We start from the raw sequence: 14134 nt of genomic DNA, 5'->3' as shown, positions 1-14134 counted from the left end.
AATCGGGTTGCATGGCGCAACCGACATGTCATGATGCTCTCAAGGCTGATAACAGCGGAGAGGATGGATTACCGGCATGCAGAAGCTCACCTTCGATGAGCTCATCAGGCACTGGGCCAGCGAAAAACCCGACGAGGTGGCGATCGAACAGGATGGCGACGCGCTGACCTTCGCCGAGCTCGAGGAGCGTTCGCGGCGGATCGTGGCCATGCTGCGCGCGCACGGCCTCTCCAAGGGCGATCGCATCGCCTGGCTGGGCAAGAATTCGCGGCACTATTTCGAGCTGTTCTATTCGGCCGCGCGGCTAGGCGTGGTTATGGTCCCCATCGGCTGGCGCCTCGCCGCTCCCGAGATCGCCTATATCCTCGGCGATACGGGCGCGAAACTGCTGTTCATCGACGAGGGTTTCGACGAACTCGCTGCCAAGGCCTGCGGCCAGATGGACAGCCCCCCGCAGGTCATCGACACGCCCGCCGCCAAGACCGAAATTGCCGCCGCTCCGGCCGACGCTTTCGACGGGGCGGGGCCCGACGATGCGGTGCTCCAGCTTTATACCTCGGGTACCACGGGCAATCCCAAGGGCGCGGTGCTGACCAATGCGAACCTGTTTTCGCTTCGCCTGCCGGCGGAGGAAGCCGGGCAACCGTGGTCGAAATGGGACGACAACGAGGCGATCCTCATCTGCATGCCCTGTGCGCATATCGGCGGGACGGGGCTTGGCATCATGGCGATCGCGGCGGGCATCCGCGCGATCGTGCAGGCCGAATTCACGCCCGACGGCGTGCTCGACGCCTTCGAGCAGGGGATCACGCGATTGTTCATCGTGCCGGCTGCGCTGCAGATGGTGATCCAGCACCCGCGCGCGAAAGATACCGACATGTCGGCGGTCAGATACGTCATGTATGGCGCCGCGCCGATCCCGCTCGATTTGCTGCGCGAAGCGGTGCAGACGATCCCCGCGGCGGGTTTCCTCCAGTGCTACGGCATGACCGAGACCACCGGCACGATCGCCATGCTGCCGCCCGAGGACCACACTCTGGATGGCAACCAGCGGATGAAATCGGCGGGCAGGGCGGTGCCCGGTGCCGAGCTAAGGGTCGTGGGCGACGATGGCGAAGAACTGCCGCGCGGCGAGGTGGGCGAGCTGATCTGCAAGAGCCCGTCGAACATGCAGGGCTATTGGCACCTGCCCGAGGCAACGAAGGGCGCGCTGAAGGATGGCTGGATGTACACCGGCGACGCCGCCTATATGGACGAGGACGGCTATGTCTACATCCAGGACCGGATCAAGGACATGATCATCTCGGGCGGAGAGAACGTCTATCCCGCGCAGGTAGAAAGCGCGATCTACGGGCACCCGGCGGTGGGCGAAGTGGCGGTGATCGGCGTTCCCGACGAAACCTGGGGCGAGGCGGTCAAGGCCTGCGTGGTGCCCAAGCCCGGCAGCGAGGTCGATCCCGATGACATCATCGCCTTCACCCGCGAACGGCTGGCCGGCTTCAAGGTCCCCAAGACCATCGACGTGATCCCGCAGATGCCGCGCAACGCCAGCGGCAAGATCCTGCGCCGCGAGCTGCGCGCACCCTATTGGGAGGGGCGCGACCGCCAGGTGAACTGAGGGCCTTCGCGTGAAGCGCCACGCGCCCGCCACCGCGCGCAATTCTCAGCCGCTCGCCGAAGTGCTGGCGCGCGAATTGCCGGCGAGTGGGCTGGTGCTGGAAGTCGCCAGCGGGACCGGCGAGCATGCGGTCTTCATGGCACGGCGCTTTCCCGCGCTCGACTGGCAACCCAGCGATTGCGCGACCGATGCGCTGCACTCGGTCGAGGCCTGGGCGCAGGATGCGGGCCTTGCCAATCTGCGCCCCGCGATCGCGCTCGATGCGGCTGCGGGCGAATGGCCCATCGAGGCAGCGGATGCCGTGCTGTGCGTCAACATGGTCCATATCAGCCCGTGGGAAGCGACCGTGGGCCTGTTCGCGGGTGCGGGACGGCTTCTGCCCGCCGGAGCTCCGCTGATCTTCTACGGTCCGTTTATCGAGGACGGGGTGGAAACGGCCCCCTCGAACCGCGCTTTCGACCAGAGCCTGAAAGCGCGCGATCCCCGCTGGGGCCTCCGCCGAGTTGCCGACATCGATGCGCTTGCGATATCTCAGAACCTGCAGCGCACCGCCCGCCACGAAATGCCGGCAAACAATCTCGTGCTGGTGTATCGCAAGCACTGAACGTCACGACCGCTACCGACCCGATTGCGGACTTTGCGGACCGAAGTATCATCGCGACATGAAGCTGAAGGTTTTCGAGGACGACAAACACATTGGCGATGCGGAAGTATTTGCGCTGGACCCGCCCATGGCCGTTGCAGAAGCAAAGTTTCACCCAGCCTCAGCATATGAGGCCATGCGTCATGCGAGTGTGATCGATGGTGACTACGTTGGTGACCGAAGCGACATTCTACGCCTCGAAATGTCAAACGGTTCGGCGATGAAGAGCAAAGCGATCTCAATCCAAGATTTTCCCTCCCTCGATGAGCGGGAGGTTTACATTTTAGGCATCTTCCAACCGTTTGATCAACTCTTTAGCGACCACCCGCATTATCGTGATTACTACGATCTAGATCTGACCGACGAGCAGCGTGCAGAAAAGCAGCGAATGCTACGGGCCAATGTGCGTATTAGATCGGTGAAGGGGTGGTTAGTGCTAGTCGCGATTTTTGCGTCAATTGCCGGCGCAATCGCGTTCTTTATCTAGGTCCGCTTCCCACCCAAGACTAGCCATACAGCCTGCGATCAAAGAAGGGGCTCCGCCACCCCCAAAGAAAACGCCCGCCGGGTGAGGGCGGGCGTTTCGCTATCGCTTGTGCGAAGGGCTCAGGTTTCCTCGTCGACCGCATTGGCGGCCGACTGGAGGTCGCTGCCGACGCCACGGACGGTGTTGCAGGCTGCAGCCGAGAGGGACATGGCGGTAATGCCGAATGCGAGCAGGATCTTCTTGATCATCGTGATCTCCTTGCCGAAGGGCTCAATGGCTTGGCTCCGCGAATTGGAACGGGTCATGTGTCGATCGGTTCCGCCAGCGCCCGTCGCTCGATGCCGAGCCGGTGCTCGCGCCACGCGATGAGGATGCCCGCGGCCACCACCAGTGGCGCGCCGAGCCAGGTCGACGATGGCGGCAGATTTTCGAACAATAGCCAGCCAAGCAGCGTTGCCCAGACAAGTCCCGAATAATCCATCACGATGACATTGGCTACCGCGCCATAGCGCAGCGCGGCGGTGAGCAGAACCTGGCCCAGCAGGCCGATGACCCCGCAGGCAAGTAGGAGCAGCCATTCGTCCGGCGTATGCACGGTCCCCACGAAGGGCATCGCCAGCGCCAGGACGGGCACGGTGAACAGCGAGAAATAGAACACGATGGTGAGCGGGTGTTCGGTCCTTCCCAGATCGCGCAGTTGCACCGAGATCAGCGCGATCATCAGCGCCGCGCCCAGCGCAACGGCGGCTCCCAGCAGCGGCAGGTCGCTGCCCCAGGGCCGGGCAATCAGGACGACGCCGACGAAGCCCATCGCCACCGCGCTCCAGCGCCACGGTCCCGTCGGCTCGCGCAGGACCACCGCCGAGAGCAGCACGGCGAATATCGCCGAGCTGTAGTTGAGCGTGGTTGCGACCGCGAGTGGCAGCAGGGTGGCCGCGCCGAAATTCATCGCCATGCCGAGCAGGCCGAAGCCCGAGCGGCGCAGATGCGATCCTGCGCGGCGGGTTCGCACCAGGTCGAACCTGCCGCGCAGGGCGACCCAGGCGAGCAGGATCGGGACCGTCGGCAGCTGGCGCCAGAACATGATCTCGGCGAGATGGATGCCCCTGTTGCTGGCCAGCTTCACGCAGGCGAGCAACCCGGCGAGTACGAAGGCGGCGGCGAGGCGCAGTCCCAGCGCGAGCAACGGACGGTGATGAGGATGGTCGTCGTCGGCCTGCATCGCTGCCGTCGGTTAGACCAGCCGCGCGCCAGTGCAAGCGGGAGATTGCAGGCGCAGCCGGGTGTCCCCATATGCCCGGCCCATGACCGAGCCCGATTTCCTGCTCTTCGCCAGCGACGCCGAGCTGGCCGCCTATTGGGGAGCGGCCTGCCTGTTTGCGGCCGCGGTCTGCCTAGGCATGGAGCGCCGGAGGATGCGGCGGACCGAAATCAACCGTGTCGGCTGGATGCCCTGGACCGGCCTGTTCCTGACCTTCGCGGTGATCGGCGGCGGGCTGCTCGCCCTGTCGGTTCCGGCGATCCTGGGAAGCTAGCTAGTCTGGGGCTTCGAACTGCGCGCGCGCATTTCGGTAAAGCTCTGCATGTAGAGCGCTTCGAAATGCCGCTCGCGGTCGAGATCGCGCAGCGTTTGCTTGCGCCTGGGCTTACGATTTCCCGGAAAAAGAAGCTTGTCGAACATCGCGTCGTCCTACCTTGAACCGGGGTATACGCCGCCCTGCGCTCAAGGGATTGTACGAAGCCGACTTTTTCTGGCGCGTACTTACAAGCAGGCTGCCATGGTATCCATGGCAAAGGCGTGGCACGGCCGACCGGCCGTCGCCGCCCCTGCCGCTAGGACAGGTCGCACGGAGGTGCGGCGCCCGGCGGGCAAGGGCGCGGGTTTCCTTAGAGGCATGCCTCCAGATATGCCTGGTCGAAACCGAACTGGCGCGCCTTCTCAAGCGTGTAGGGGCGCAGGCCCGAGCTGCGGAACTCGCCCAAAATCTTGCCGTCCTCGCTCTCGTCGAGATACTCGAACTTGAACAGCTCCTGCGTGACGATCACATCGCCTTCCATCCCGATCACCTCTGTGATGTTGGTGGTGCGGCGCGAGCCATCGCGAAGGCGTTTCACCTGCACGATCAGATCGACCGATTCGGCAATCTGACGGCTGATGGCTTCCTTGGGGATCTTGATGTCGCCCATCAGGATCATGTTTTCCATGCGGCCGAGGCATTCGCGCGGGCTGTTGGCGTGCAGCGTACACATCGAACCGTCGTGGCCGGTGTTCATCGCAGCGAGCAGGTCGAAACATTCCGCGCCACGAATTTCGCCCAGAATGATGCGGTCGGGGCGCATACGCAGGGCGTTCTTCACAAGGTCGCCGATGGTGATTGCGCCCTGACCTTCGAGGTTCGGCGGACGCGTTTCGAGCGGCAGCCAGTGGGGCTGTTGCAGGCGAAGTTCGGCCGCGTCCTCGATCGTCAGCACGCGCTCGCCCGGGTCGATCATCTTCGACAGGGCGTTGAGCATGGTCGTCTTGCCCGACCCCGTACCGCCCGAGATGACGATGTTCATGCGGCACGCGCCCGCAATCTTGAGCGCGGTGCACATCTTGTCCGACATCGACCCGAAGTCCTTGAGCATATCCAATGTGATCGGCTTCTCGGAAAACTTACGAATCGAAATCGCGGTGCCGCGCAGCGACAGCGGCGGCACGATCACGTTGACACGGCTGCCGTCCTTGAGGCGCGCGTCGGCCAGCGGCGTCGTCTGGTCGACGCGGCGGCCGACCTGGTTGACGATGCGCTGGGCGATCTGGAAGAGGTGGGTCTCGTCGCGGAACTTGATCGGCGCGATGACCAGCTTGCCCTTCTTTTCGATATAGGTCTGGTCGGGGCCATTGACCATGATGTCCGACACGTCGGGGTCGTTGAGCAGTTCTTCCAGCGGACCGAAGCCGAGCAGCTCGTCGACCAGCACCTTTTCGAGAGCGAACTGTTCGCGGCGGTTGAGTGTGACCTTCAGTTCGGCCAGCACTTCCATGATGATCGGGCGGAATTCTTCGGACAGCTCGTCCTTGGTCAGCGTGGCCGCCGCTTCGGGATCGACGCGTTCGAGCAGGCGCGGCAGCACCTGTTCCTTGATCTTGTGGACGCTGGCCTCGAAGCCGCCGACTTCGCTCTGGCCCGAATGGGTGGAATTCATCCGCTCTTCGAGGCGCGACATGGCGTCGCCGCCCTGAGGCGCGATCGGAGCGGGGACGGCGGCATCGGTTTCGGGCAGCGGCGGGAATTGCTGACCACCACCGCCGCGGTCGCTTTCGCGATCGGTGCGGGTCTGTGCGGGAGTCGGCGTGCCGCCGCGCATGGGCTTGGCGACGCCGAATTGCGGACGCGCACCGGCACTGATCCCTGCCGGTCCGTTCTTCCGTCCGAATGCGCTCATTCCGGTCACCCCCGAGGAAAATCCTGATTCGCCGGACGGACCCTGCCGCGCTATGGCAAAGCCCGTCTCACAGGGTGTGGTGAATAAAAAGGAAACCTTGATTATTCCCTAATGGGGCGAGTGGGGTTACGCCGCGTCAGGTCGTGATTGCGGCGGCAATTCCACGCATCGATTGATTGCCGATGAGGAATGTCTAAGGCGGCATCCACAGTTGCTTGGAGTATGAACTTTATGTGCGGGATTATCGGTATCGTCGGTGCAGAGGCCGTTGCCGATCGGCTGGTCGAGGGGCTCCGGCGAATGGAATACCGCGGATACGACAGTGCCGGGGTCTGCACACTGCACGAAGGTCGGCTGATCCGCCGCCGCGCCGAGGGCAAGCTCAACAATCTGGTTGTCGAACTGGCGGACAATCCGGCGCCAGGCGAAATCGGCATCGCGCATACCCGCTGGGCCACCCATGGCGCGCCGACGGCCAAGAACGCGCACCCGCATGCGACCGAGCATGTCGCGCTGGTGCACAACGGGATCATCGAGAACTACAAGGAACTGCGCGCCGAATTGCGCGAAGCCGGGCGCACGCTCGAAAGCGATACCGATACCGAGGTCGTGCTGCAGCATATCTCCTGGCTCGTCGAACAGGGCAGGAATCCGCAGGAAGCCGTGGCCGAAATGCTGCCGCGGCTGCGCGGCGCCTTTGCTTTGGCGATCGCCTTTCGCGATCATCCCGACATGCTGATCGGGGCGCGGCGCGGCTCGCCGCTGGTAGTGGGCTATGGCGAGGGGGAAACCTACATCGGTTCCGATGCGCTCGCGCTCGCGCCGTTGACGCAGCAGATCAGCTATCTGGAGGAAGGCGACTGGGTCGTGGTGACGCGCGAGGGCGCGACGATCTACGATGCCGCAAACGCGCGGGTCGAACGCGAGGTACGTTCCTCCGGCGCTTCGGCGGCGGCCGTGGAGAAGGGCAATTACCGCCACTTCATGCAGAAGGAGATCTTCGAACAGCCGACGGTGGTCGCGCAGACGCTCGGCTCTTACCTGCGCCGCTCGGACAACGCCGTGGCGCTGCCGCAGTTCGATTTCGACCTCTCGAAGATCAAGCGGGTCACCATCGTCGCCTGCGGGACCTCGTTCTACGCGGGCATGGTCGCCAAATACTGGTTCGAGCAGTTCGCCCGGGTTCCGGTGGACATCGATGTCGCGTCCGAGTTCCGCTATCGCGAGCCGGTGCTCGAGGAAGGCGGGCTCGCGCTGTTCATCTCGCAAAGCGGTGAAACTGCCGATACGCTGGCAGCGCTGCGCCACTGCAAGGAGAACGGGCAGACGATCGGCGTGATCGTCAACGTGCCGACCAGTTCGATGGCGCGCGAGGCCGACCTGCTGCTGCCGACGCATGCAGGGCCCGAGATCGGCGTTGCCTCGACCAAGGCCTTCACCTGTCAGCTTGCGGTGCTCGCCGCACTCGCCGCGCATATGGCGGTCAAGAAGGGGCTGATGAGCCGTGCTGAAGAGCAGGAGGTCGTCGGCCATCTGCTCGAAGCGCCCGCCGCGCTCAACGCCGCGCTCGATCACGACGACGACATCGCCAGCATGGCGCATCTCATCGCGCCCGCGCGCGACGTCCTCTATCTCGGCCGTGGACCCGATTTCCCGCTGGCGCTGGAAGGTGCGCTGAAACTCAAGGAAATCAGCTATATCCACGCCGAGGGCTACGCCAGCGGAGAAATGAAGCACGGGCCCATTGCGCTGATCGACGACGCGGTGCCGGTGATCGTTCTGGCGCCTTCGGGGCCGCTGTTCGAGAAGACCGTCTCGAATATGGAAGAGGTCCGCGCGCGCGGCGGGCAGATCGTCCTCATTTCCGATGCCGAGGGGCTGGAGGAGGCGGGCGAGGGCTGTCTCGCGACGATCGAGATGCCAAGGGTTCATCCGCTGATCGCGCCGCTGGTCTATGCCATTCCGGTGCAATTGCTCGCCTATCACGTGGCCTGCGTCAAAGGCACCGATGTCGACCAGCCGCGCAACTTGGCCAAGTCGGTCACGGTGGAATAGGCCCCGCACTCCCGCGGATTGGCGGCGTGGCACGGCTGACCAAGCCTTTACCCGGAGATAAGGATTTCCGCGTAACGGTGCGGGTGTGAGCGAACAGGCACCCACTCTCAAGGCCAAGTCGGCCTCGCCATCGATTGCGCAGGTTATCGGGATCGAAGCGCCCGAGGGCAGCGATTGGTCGCTGGCGCACGGGCAGCAATATGCCCTGCTGAAGGAACGCATGGGCGTGCGCGCCGGACTCCATATCCTCGGTTTTCTGCTTGCCGCGGCTACGCTTGGTGCGGTGGTCCCGCTGCCGCTGCTGGCCGTCTGGGGAGTGGGGCTGATGGTGGCCGTCTGGCTCTCGGCGCGCGCCGATCGCAGATTGGGCGATGCGGACACGCGCAGCATCTCGCGCGAGGAAATCAGGGCGCATGCCGCAACCTCCGGTGCCAAGGGCGCGCTGTGGGGCGCGGGCATGATCCTGAGTGCGCTGGTGGCCGATCCGGCTGCTACGGTGGTGGTATGGGGCATCGCCGCGATGATGGTGCTCGCCAGCAGCGCCAGCCGCTTCGGTGCACCGCTCAGTTCGATCAGTTTCGCCTTCGCCGTGGGTTTCGGCGGACTGCTCGCCTGCCTGATCGCCGGGCAATTCATCCTCGCGGCAGTGGTGGTCCTCTCGACGCTGCTGTCCATTTTCGGCGTGATAGAAAGTGCGCGGGTCGCCGTGGCCGTTCGCCTCACCGAATCGGCGATGCAGGAAAAGAGCGAAGTCGTGTCTATGCTCCTGCGCGAATTCGAGGAAGGCAAGGCCGACTGGCTGTGGCAGATCGACACGCGGCGCCGCCTCAAGTCGGTTTCGCCGCGCTTCGCTTTCGCGCTCGGGCAGGACCCCGGCCAGGTCGAAGGCCAGTCTTTCCTCCAGCTGATCTCGGGTACCGGCTGGAAGACCGGACAATTCCCGCAAAGCCTGCACGAGCTCGCCGACCGGCTGAAACGAAAGGAGAATTTCTCCAATCTCCTGGTCAAGGTCTCGATCGACGGGCATGATCGCTGGTGGGAGCTGTCGGGGACGCCGATCATCGACGAAGCCGGCAAATACCACGGCTTCCGTGGCGTCGGCTCCGACGTCACCGAACAACGCGAATCGTCCGAAAAGATCGAATATCTGGCGCGTTACGACACGCTGACGCATCTGCCCAACCGGCGGATGCTCAACGAAGCGCTGGGCGAGGCGCTGCAATATGCCGCGCAATGGCGCTCGCGCTGCGCCTTCATGATGATCGACCTCGATCGCTTCAAGTCGATCAACGATTCGCTCGGCCATCTCGTCGGCGACCGCATGCTTGCCGAAGTCGCTGCGCGGCTGAAGGGCCTGATGGCCGAAGGCGAGGTCTGCGGCCGGTTGGGAGGCGACGAATTTGCCGTGGTCATCCGCGACGCGAGCAGGCGCGAGCGCATCGAGAGCCTCGCGCGCGAAATCATCGAGCGCCTGTCCGAACCCTACGAGATCGAGAACCATGTTCTCTATGTCGGGGCCAGCGTCGGTTCGGCGCTGGGACCGCGCGACGGGCACAGCGTCGAGGAACTGCTGCGCAATGCCGATCTGGCGCTCTATCGCGCCAAGGACGAAGGCGGCGGGACGCATCGGGAATACGAACCTTCGCTGCACGCCAATGCCGAAGAGCGTCGGCAGCTCGAACATTCGCTGCGCCACGCGCTCGATCGCGACGAACTGGTGCTGCACTACCAACCGGTGGTCGATGCGAGGACCGAGGGGGTGGTCAGCTTCGAGGCGCTGATCCGCTGGAACAGTGCCGAACACGGTTTCGTCAGCCCGGGCAAGTTCGTACCGCTGGCAGAGGACACGCGCCTGATCGTGCCGATCGGTACCTGGGTCATGCAACAGGCCTGCCGCGAGGCGGCCACGCATTGGCCGGCCAATGTGCGCGTCAATGTCAACGTTTCGCCCGAGCAGCTGCTCGAACCCGATTTCGTCGCCACCGTCGTGCGGGCGCTCTCAGAAACCGGGCTCGATCCCAAGCGGCTCGAGATCGAGGTCACCGAGAGCATTTTCCTTCGCGACGCCAGTGTGGCGCGCAAGGCGCTCGAAGAGTGCATGGCGCTCGGCTGCTCGATCGCACTCGACGATTTCGGGACCGGCTATTCCTCGCTCGGCTACCTGCGCAAGCTCAAGTTCTCGACCATCAAGGTCGATCGCACCTTCGTTCAGGGGGCGGCACAGCAGAGCCCCGAATCGATTGCGATCATCCGCGCCGTCGTGGCCATGGCCGACAGCCTCGGCATGACCACCACCGCCGAAGGGGTGGAGAACGATGAGGAGGCAACGATGATCCGCGGGCTCGGCTGCACCAAGATCCAGGGGTTCCACTTCGGGCGCCCGATGCCCGCGGGCGATGTCCGCGCGATCCTCAACCGCCATGCCGAGGAATGGCGCCGCAAGAGCGCCTGATCAGGCTTCGGCCAGCGCCTTCACCGCATTTTCGAACAGCGCGAGGCCATCGGTGCCGCCGTGCGCCGCATCGACCGCGCGTTCGGGATGCGGCATCATGCCGAGCACATTGCCTGCGGCATTGAGCACGCCGGCAATGTCGCGGCGCGAGCCGTTGCAATTTTCGGCATAGCGGAAGGCCACGCGGCCTTCACCCTCGAGCCTGTCGAGCGTGTCCTCGTCGGCGAAATAATTGCCGTCGTGATGGGCCACGGGAATGCGGATCGTCTGGCCGCTGTCATAGCCGCCGGTGAACAGCGTCTGGTTGTTTTCGACCGTCAGCGCGACGGTGCGGCAGATGAAGGTCTGGCCGGCATTGCGCATCAGCGCGCCGGGCAACAGTCCAGCTTCGGTCAGGACCTGAAATCCGTTGCAGACACCCAGCACGGGGACACCCCGCTCGGCGCGCCGCTTGACGCTGCGCATGATCGGGCTGTTGGCCGCCATCGCACCCGAGCGGAGATAGTCTCCATACGAAAAGCCGCCGGGAAGGGCGATGAAGTCGAGATCCTCGGGCAGGTGGGCATCGCCGTGCCAGACGCGGATCGGTGCAGTGCCCGAAACCTTCTCGATCGCCACCGCCATGTCGCGGTCGCAGTTCGAACCGGGGAAGGTGATGACGGCGGCGCGGAACGACATCAGCCGACCTTCTCGATGCGGTAGTTTTCGATCACCGTGTTGGCGAGCAGCTTCTCGCACATTTCGGCGAGCGCTTCGTCGCTCGTGTCGTCGGCAACGTCGAGCTCGATCAGCCTGCCGACGCGTACATCGTCCACCCCGGCGAAGCCGAGGCCTTCGAGCGCGTGGTGGACGGCGCGACCCTGCGGATCGAGGACGCCGGGCTTGAGCGAAACATGGACGCGGATCTTCATCGGGCAAGGCCTTTCCTTTGGCGCGCCTATGGCGCAGCGGCCGCGCGCATTCAAGCATCTCGCGCGATGGGCCCCCATGCCGCCCGTCAGCCGGAGCGGCGGACGCCGATGTAACCTCGATGCAACATGTGTCACAATTTTGTCCCGTGGCGGTTTGCGACACCCCCATTTCCCGCGCAAGCTGCTAAGGGATGCGCGCGGCGCAACCGGCCGCCTCCCTCCAAATGCGTGCCGATCAGACGGGGCGCTCAAGCAGGAACTCTCCCCACCATGACCATCCGTTCGACCGCTGCCCATCTTCTCGGGACCAGCACTCTCGCGCTTGCGGCCCTCGCCGCGCAGCCTGCCGTTGCCCAGGAGGCCGATGCTCCCGCCGATGCGGCAGCCAGCCAGGGCCAGCTCAACACCATCATCGTCACTGCCAACCGGCGCGAGGAAAACCTCCAGGACGTCGCCGTTTCGGCCGCGACGCTCGACTCGAGCATGGTCAAGACCATCTTCGACGCCGGCGCCGAAGTGACCGCGCTCGCCGCGCGCGTCCCGGGCCTCTTCGTCGAAAGCTCGAACGGCCGTGCCGCGCCGCGCTTCTACATCCGCGGCCTCGGCAACACCGATTTCGATCTCGCCGCCTCGCAGCCGGTTTCGGTCGTCATGGACGATATCGTGATGGAAAACGTCACGCTGAAGAGCTTCCCGATCTTCGACGTCGAGCGCATCGAGGTGCTGCGCGGGCCGCAGGGCTCGCTGTTCGGTCGCAATACGCCGGCCGGGATCGTCAAGATCGACACCGCCAAGCCGGGCGACCAGTTCGCCGCGCAGCTTTCGGCGAGCTATGGCAGCTTCAACTCGATCTCGCTCGATGGCGGCGTGACCGTGCCGCTTGCTCCGGGCGTGGCCTCGCTGCGCGTCTCGGGCCTCTACCAGCACCGCGACGACTGGGTCGACAACGGCTTCACCGGCCAGGACGACGTGCTCGGCGGCTATGACGAGCTCGCCGGGCGCGCCCAGCTGCTGATCACCCCCGACAGCCGCCTGTCGCTGCTCGGCTCGGTCGCCTTCCGCGATCTCGACGGCACCTCGACGCTGTTCCGTGCCAATATCCTCGGCCCCGGCAACAACGACCTCAACGCCAATTACGACCGCGATACGGTGTTCTACGATGCCGGCGGCGGCAATGTGGCGAAGTACAATGCCTTTGTCGGCAGCTTCAAGCTCGACTACGATGCCGATTTCGCAACGCTGACCAGCATCACCGCCTGGGCCAACAGCGAAGGTTCGAGCCGCGGCGACATCGACGGCGGCAACATGGTCACCGGACCGGGCTTCATCCCGTTCCCCTCGGACACGCAGGATTCGATCGACCTCGAGCAGTTCACGCACGAAGTGCGGCTCGCCTCGAATCCGGGCGGCGTGTTCGACTGGCAGGTTGGCATGTTCGTCTTCCAGAGCGATTTCGACGTCACCACTGTGGGCTTCAACTTCCCGCCGCCGGTTACCGTGCGCCACACCAACGACAGCTGGGCGACCTTCGGCCAGGTTTCGGTACAGGCGAGCGACGTGCTCAAGCTGACCGGCGGACTGCGCTATACCGACGACAAGAAGCAATTCGCCGTCACCCAGACGTCGTTCATGTCCGGCCCGGGCGCGCAATACCGCATCGTCACTGACGACCGGTTGAGCTGGGACCTGTCGGCCTTCCTCGACGTCAGCGACGATGCCAGCGTATACGCGCGCCTCGCCAATGGCTTCCGTGCGCCGACCATCCAGGGCCGCGACGTGGCCTTCGGCTCGCCGCCGTCGATCGCGACCTCGGAAAAGATCATGAGCTACGAAGCGGGCTTCAAGTCTGAACTGGCCGGTCGCCGCGTGCGCCTCAACGGCGCGGTCTATTACTACACCATCGAGGATCCGCAGTTCACCGCCGTGGGCGGAGCCAACAACCTCGTCCAGCTGGTCAATGCCAACAAGGGGCGCGGCGTCGGTTTCGAACTCGACAGCGCCTTCCAGGTGACGCCGGACTTCCTGCTCACCGCCGGTCTGAGCTGGAACAATACCAAGATCCAGGACGAGAACCTTGCGGTGGGCATCTGTGCGCAGTGCACCGTGACCGATCCGATCGTGACCCTGTCGGGAACCGACCGCGCGTTGGTCGATGGCAACCCGTTCCCCAATGCTCCCGAATGGATCGCCGACGTCACCGCACGTTACGCGTTCCCGGTCGGCAATGCGGGTGAAGTCTTCTTCTTCACCGATTGGGCCTATCAGGGGAAGACCAACTTCTTCCTCTACGAAAGCGAAGAATTCAACGCGAACAACCAGATCGAAGGCGGGCTGCGCGTGGGCTATGCCCGCAATGACGGCACGTTCGAGGTCGCTGCCTTCGTGCGCAACATCACCGATGCCGACAATGTGAAGGGCGGCATCGACTTCAACAACAACACCGCCTTCGTCAACGATCCGCGCGTGTTCGGTATCTCGGCACGGGTCAACTACTAAGCCGGGACCGCACAAGGAAATCGGGGCCGAGGGAAACGATCCC

The 14134-nt window shown here is 64.4% G+C and carries 13 protein-coding genes; 7 read left to right on the top strand and 6 right to left on the bottom strand.

The genetic code is table 11. The annotated features are described in order from the left end of the window. The first annotated feature begins 76 nt into the window (after positions 1 to 76). The 3 genes from ACEQZ0_RS06040 to ACEQZ0_RS06030 are packed head-to-tail and all read left to right on the top strand — an operon-like array spanning position 77 to position 2748. Positions 77 to 1618, top strand: coding sequence for a fatty acid--CoA ligase (locus ACEQZ0_RS06040; protein WP_370189367.1), 1542 nt, complete (start codon positions 77 to 79; stop codon positions 1616 to 1618). 10 nt (positions 1619 to 1628) lie between these two features. Further along, positions 1629 to 2222, top strand: a complete 594-nt coding sequence (locus tag ACEQZ0_RS06035) for a DUF938 domain-containing protein (protein WP_370189365.1) — start codon at positions 1629 to 1631, stop codon at positions 2220 to 2222. A gap of 58 nt (positions 2223 to 2280) precedes the next feature. Beyond that, positions 2281 to 2748, top strand: coding sequence for a hypothetical protein (locus ACEQZ0_RS06030; protein ID WP_370189363.1), 468 nt, complete (start codon positions 2281 to 2283; stop codon positions 2746 to 2748). A gap of 119 nt (positions 2749 to 2867) precedes the next feature. Here the strand turns inward: ACEQZ0_RS06030 and ACEQZ0_RS06025 are convergent, their stop codons facing one another. Then, positions 2868 to 2996, bottom strand: coding sequence for a hypothetical protein (locus ACEQZ0_RS06025; protein ID WP_282099801.1), 129 nt, complete (start codon positions 2994 to 2996; stop codon positions 2868 to 2870). Between the two features lie 53 nt (positions 2997 to 3049). Beyond that, positions 3050 to 3970, bottom strand: a complete 921-nt coding sequence (locus ACEQZ0_RS06020) for a DMT family transporter (protein ID WP_370189361.1) — start codon at positions 3968 to 3970, stop codon at positions 3050 to 3052. Positions 3971 to 4052: 82 nt separating this feature from the next. Between ACEQZ0_RS06020 and ACEQZ0_RS06015 the strand changes: the two genes are divergently transcribed. Continuing rightward, positions 4053 to 4283 carry a hypothetical protein gene (locus ACEQZ0_RS06015; protein WP_370189359.1) on the top strand — a complete coding sequence of 77 codons (231 nt, stop codon included), beginning with the start codon at positions 4053 to 4055 and terminating at the stop codon, positions 4281 to 4283. On the opposite strand, the gene ACEQZ0_RS06010 is transcribed toward ACEQZ0_RS06015, so the two are convergent. After that, the gene (locus tag ACEQZ0_RS06010; protein ID WP_370189357.1) at positions 4280 to 4429 is read right to left on the bottom strand and encodes a hypothetical protein; all 150 of its coding nucleotides are present in this window, start codon (positions 4427 to 4429) and stop codon (positions 4280 to 4282) included. The two genes, ACEQZ0_RS06015 and ACEQZ0_RS06010, sit on opposite strands and share 4 nt — an antisense overlap. Positions 4430 to 4635: 206 nt before the next feature. After that, positions 4636 to 6177: a CpaF family protein gene (locus ACEQZ0_RS06005; RefSeq protein ID WP_370189355.1), complete on the bottom strand. Its 1542-nt coding sequence runs from the start codon at positions 6175 to 6177 to the stop codon at positions 4636 to 4638. A 231-nt stretch (positions 6178 to 6408) separates the two neighbouring features. On the opposite strand from ACEQZ0_RS06005, the gene glmS reads away from it, so the two are divergent. Then, on the top strand, positions 6409 to 8232 hold the full coding sequence (glmS, locus tag ACEQZ0_RS06000; RefSeq protein WP_370189353.1) for a glutamine--fructose-6-phosphate transaminase (isomerizing): 1824 nt from the start codon (positions 6409 to 6411) through the stop codon (positions 8230 to 8232). Positions 8233 to 8317: 85 nt separating this feature from the next. Next, positions 8318 to 10684, top strand: a complete 2367-nt coding sequence (locus ACEQZ0_RS05995) for a putative bifunctional diguanylate cyclase/phosphodiesterase (RefSeq protein WP_370189351.1) — start codon at positions 8318 to 8320, stop codon at positions 10682 to 10684. Here the strand turns inward: ACEQZ0_RS05995 and purQ are convergent, their stop codons facing one another. Continuing rightward, a complete protein-coding gene (gene purQ / locus ACEQZ0_RS05990; RefSeq protein WP_370189349.1) occupies positions 10685 to 11362 on the bottom strand; it encodes a phosphoribosylformylglycinamidine synthase subunit PurQ in 678 nt (225 codons plus the stop codon). Further along, positions 11362 to 11595 (bottom strand): phosphoribosylformylglycinamidine synthase subunit PurS, encoded by a 234-nt coding sequence (gene purS / locus ACEQZ0_RS05985; RefSeq protein ID WP_370189347.1) that lies wholly within the window; start codon positions 11593 to 11595, stop codon positions 11362 to 11364. The genes purQ and purS overlap by 1 nt, the downstream gene beginning before the upstream one ends. 270 nt (positions 11596 to 11865) lie before the next feature. On the opposite strand from purS, the gene ACEQZ0_RS05980 reads away from it, so the two are divergent. Continuing rightward, positions 11866 to 14091 (top strand): TonB-dependent receptor, encoded by a 2226-nt coding sequence (locus ACEQZ0_RS05980; protein WP_370189345.1) that lies wholly within the window; start codon positions 11866 to 11868, stop codon positions 14089 to 14091. Positions 14092 to 14134: the final 43 nt, after the last annotated feature.

The organism is Qipengyuania sp. (assembly GCF_964227205.1).
Taxonomy (GTDB): domain Bacteria; phylum Pseudomonadota; class Alphaproteobacteria; order Sphingomonadales; family Sphingomonadaceae; genus Qipengyuania.
Note: the sequence above shows the minus strand (reverse complement) of the source record. Positions and strands in the feature narration are given on the sequence as shown.

Excerpts from the sequence above, each read along its gene's own strand:
- ACEQZ0_RS06040 (WP_370189367.1), top strand. The coding sequence starts at position 77 with ATGCAGAAGCTCACCTTCGATGAGCTCATCAGGCACTGGGCCAGCGAA.
- ACEQZ0_RS06030 (WP_370189363.1), top strand. The coding sequence starts at position 2,281 with ATGAAGCTGAAGGTTTTCGAGGACGACAAACACATTGGCGATGCGGAA.
- ACEQZ0_RS06025 (WP_282099801.1), bottom strand. The coding sequence starts at position 2,996 with ATGATCAAGAAGATCCTGCTCGCATTCGGCATTACCGCCATGTCCCTC.
- ACEQZ0_RS06020 (WP_370189361.1), bottom strand. The coding sequence starts at position 3,970 with ATGCAGGCCGACGACGACCATCCTCATCACCGTCCGTTGCTCGCGCTG.
- ACEQZ0_RS06015 (WP_370189359.1), top strand. The coding sequence starts at position 4,053 with ATGACCGAGCCCGATTTCCTGCTCTTCGCCAGCGACGCCGAGCTGGCC.
- ACEQZ0_RS06010 (WP_370189357.1), bottom strand. The coding sequence starts at position 4,429 with ATGTTCGACAAGCTTCTTTTTCCGGGAAATCGTAAGCCCAGGCGCAAG.
- ACEQZ0_RS06005 (WP_370189355.1), bottom strand. The coding sequence starts at position 6,177 with ATGAGCGCATTCGGACGGAAGAACGGACCGGCAGGGATCAGTGCCGGT.
- glmS (WP_370189353.1), top strand. The coding sequence starts at position 6,409 with ATGTGCGGGATTATCGGTATCGTCGGTGCAGAGGCCGTTGCCGATCGG.
- purQ (WP_370189349.1), bottom strand. The coding sequence starts at position 11,362 with ATGTCGTTCCGCGCCGCCGTCATCACCTTCCCCGGTTCGAACTGCGAC.
- purS (WP_370189347.1), bottom strand. The coding sequence starts at position 11,595 with ATGAAGATCCGCGTCCATGTTTCGCTCAAGCCCGGCGTCCTCGATCCG.
- ACEQZ0_RS05980 (WP_370189345.1), top strand. The coding sequence starts at position 11,866 with ATGACCATCCGTTCGACCGCTGCCCATCTTCTCGGGACCAGCACTCTC.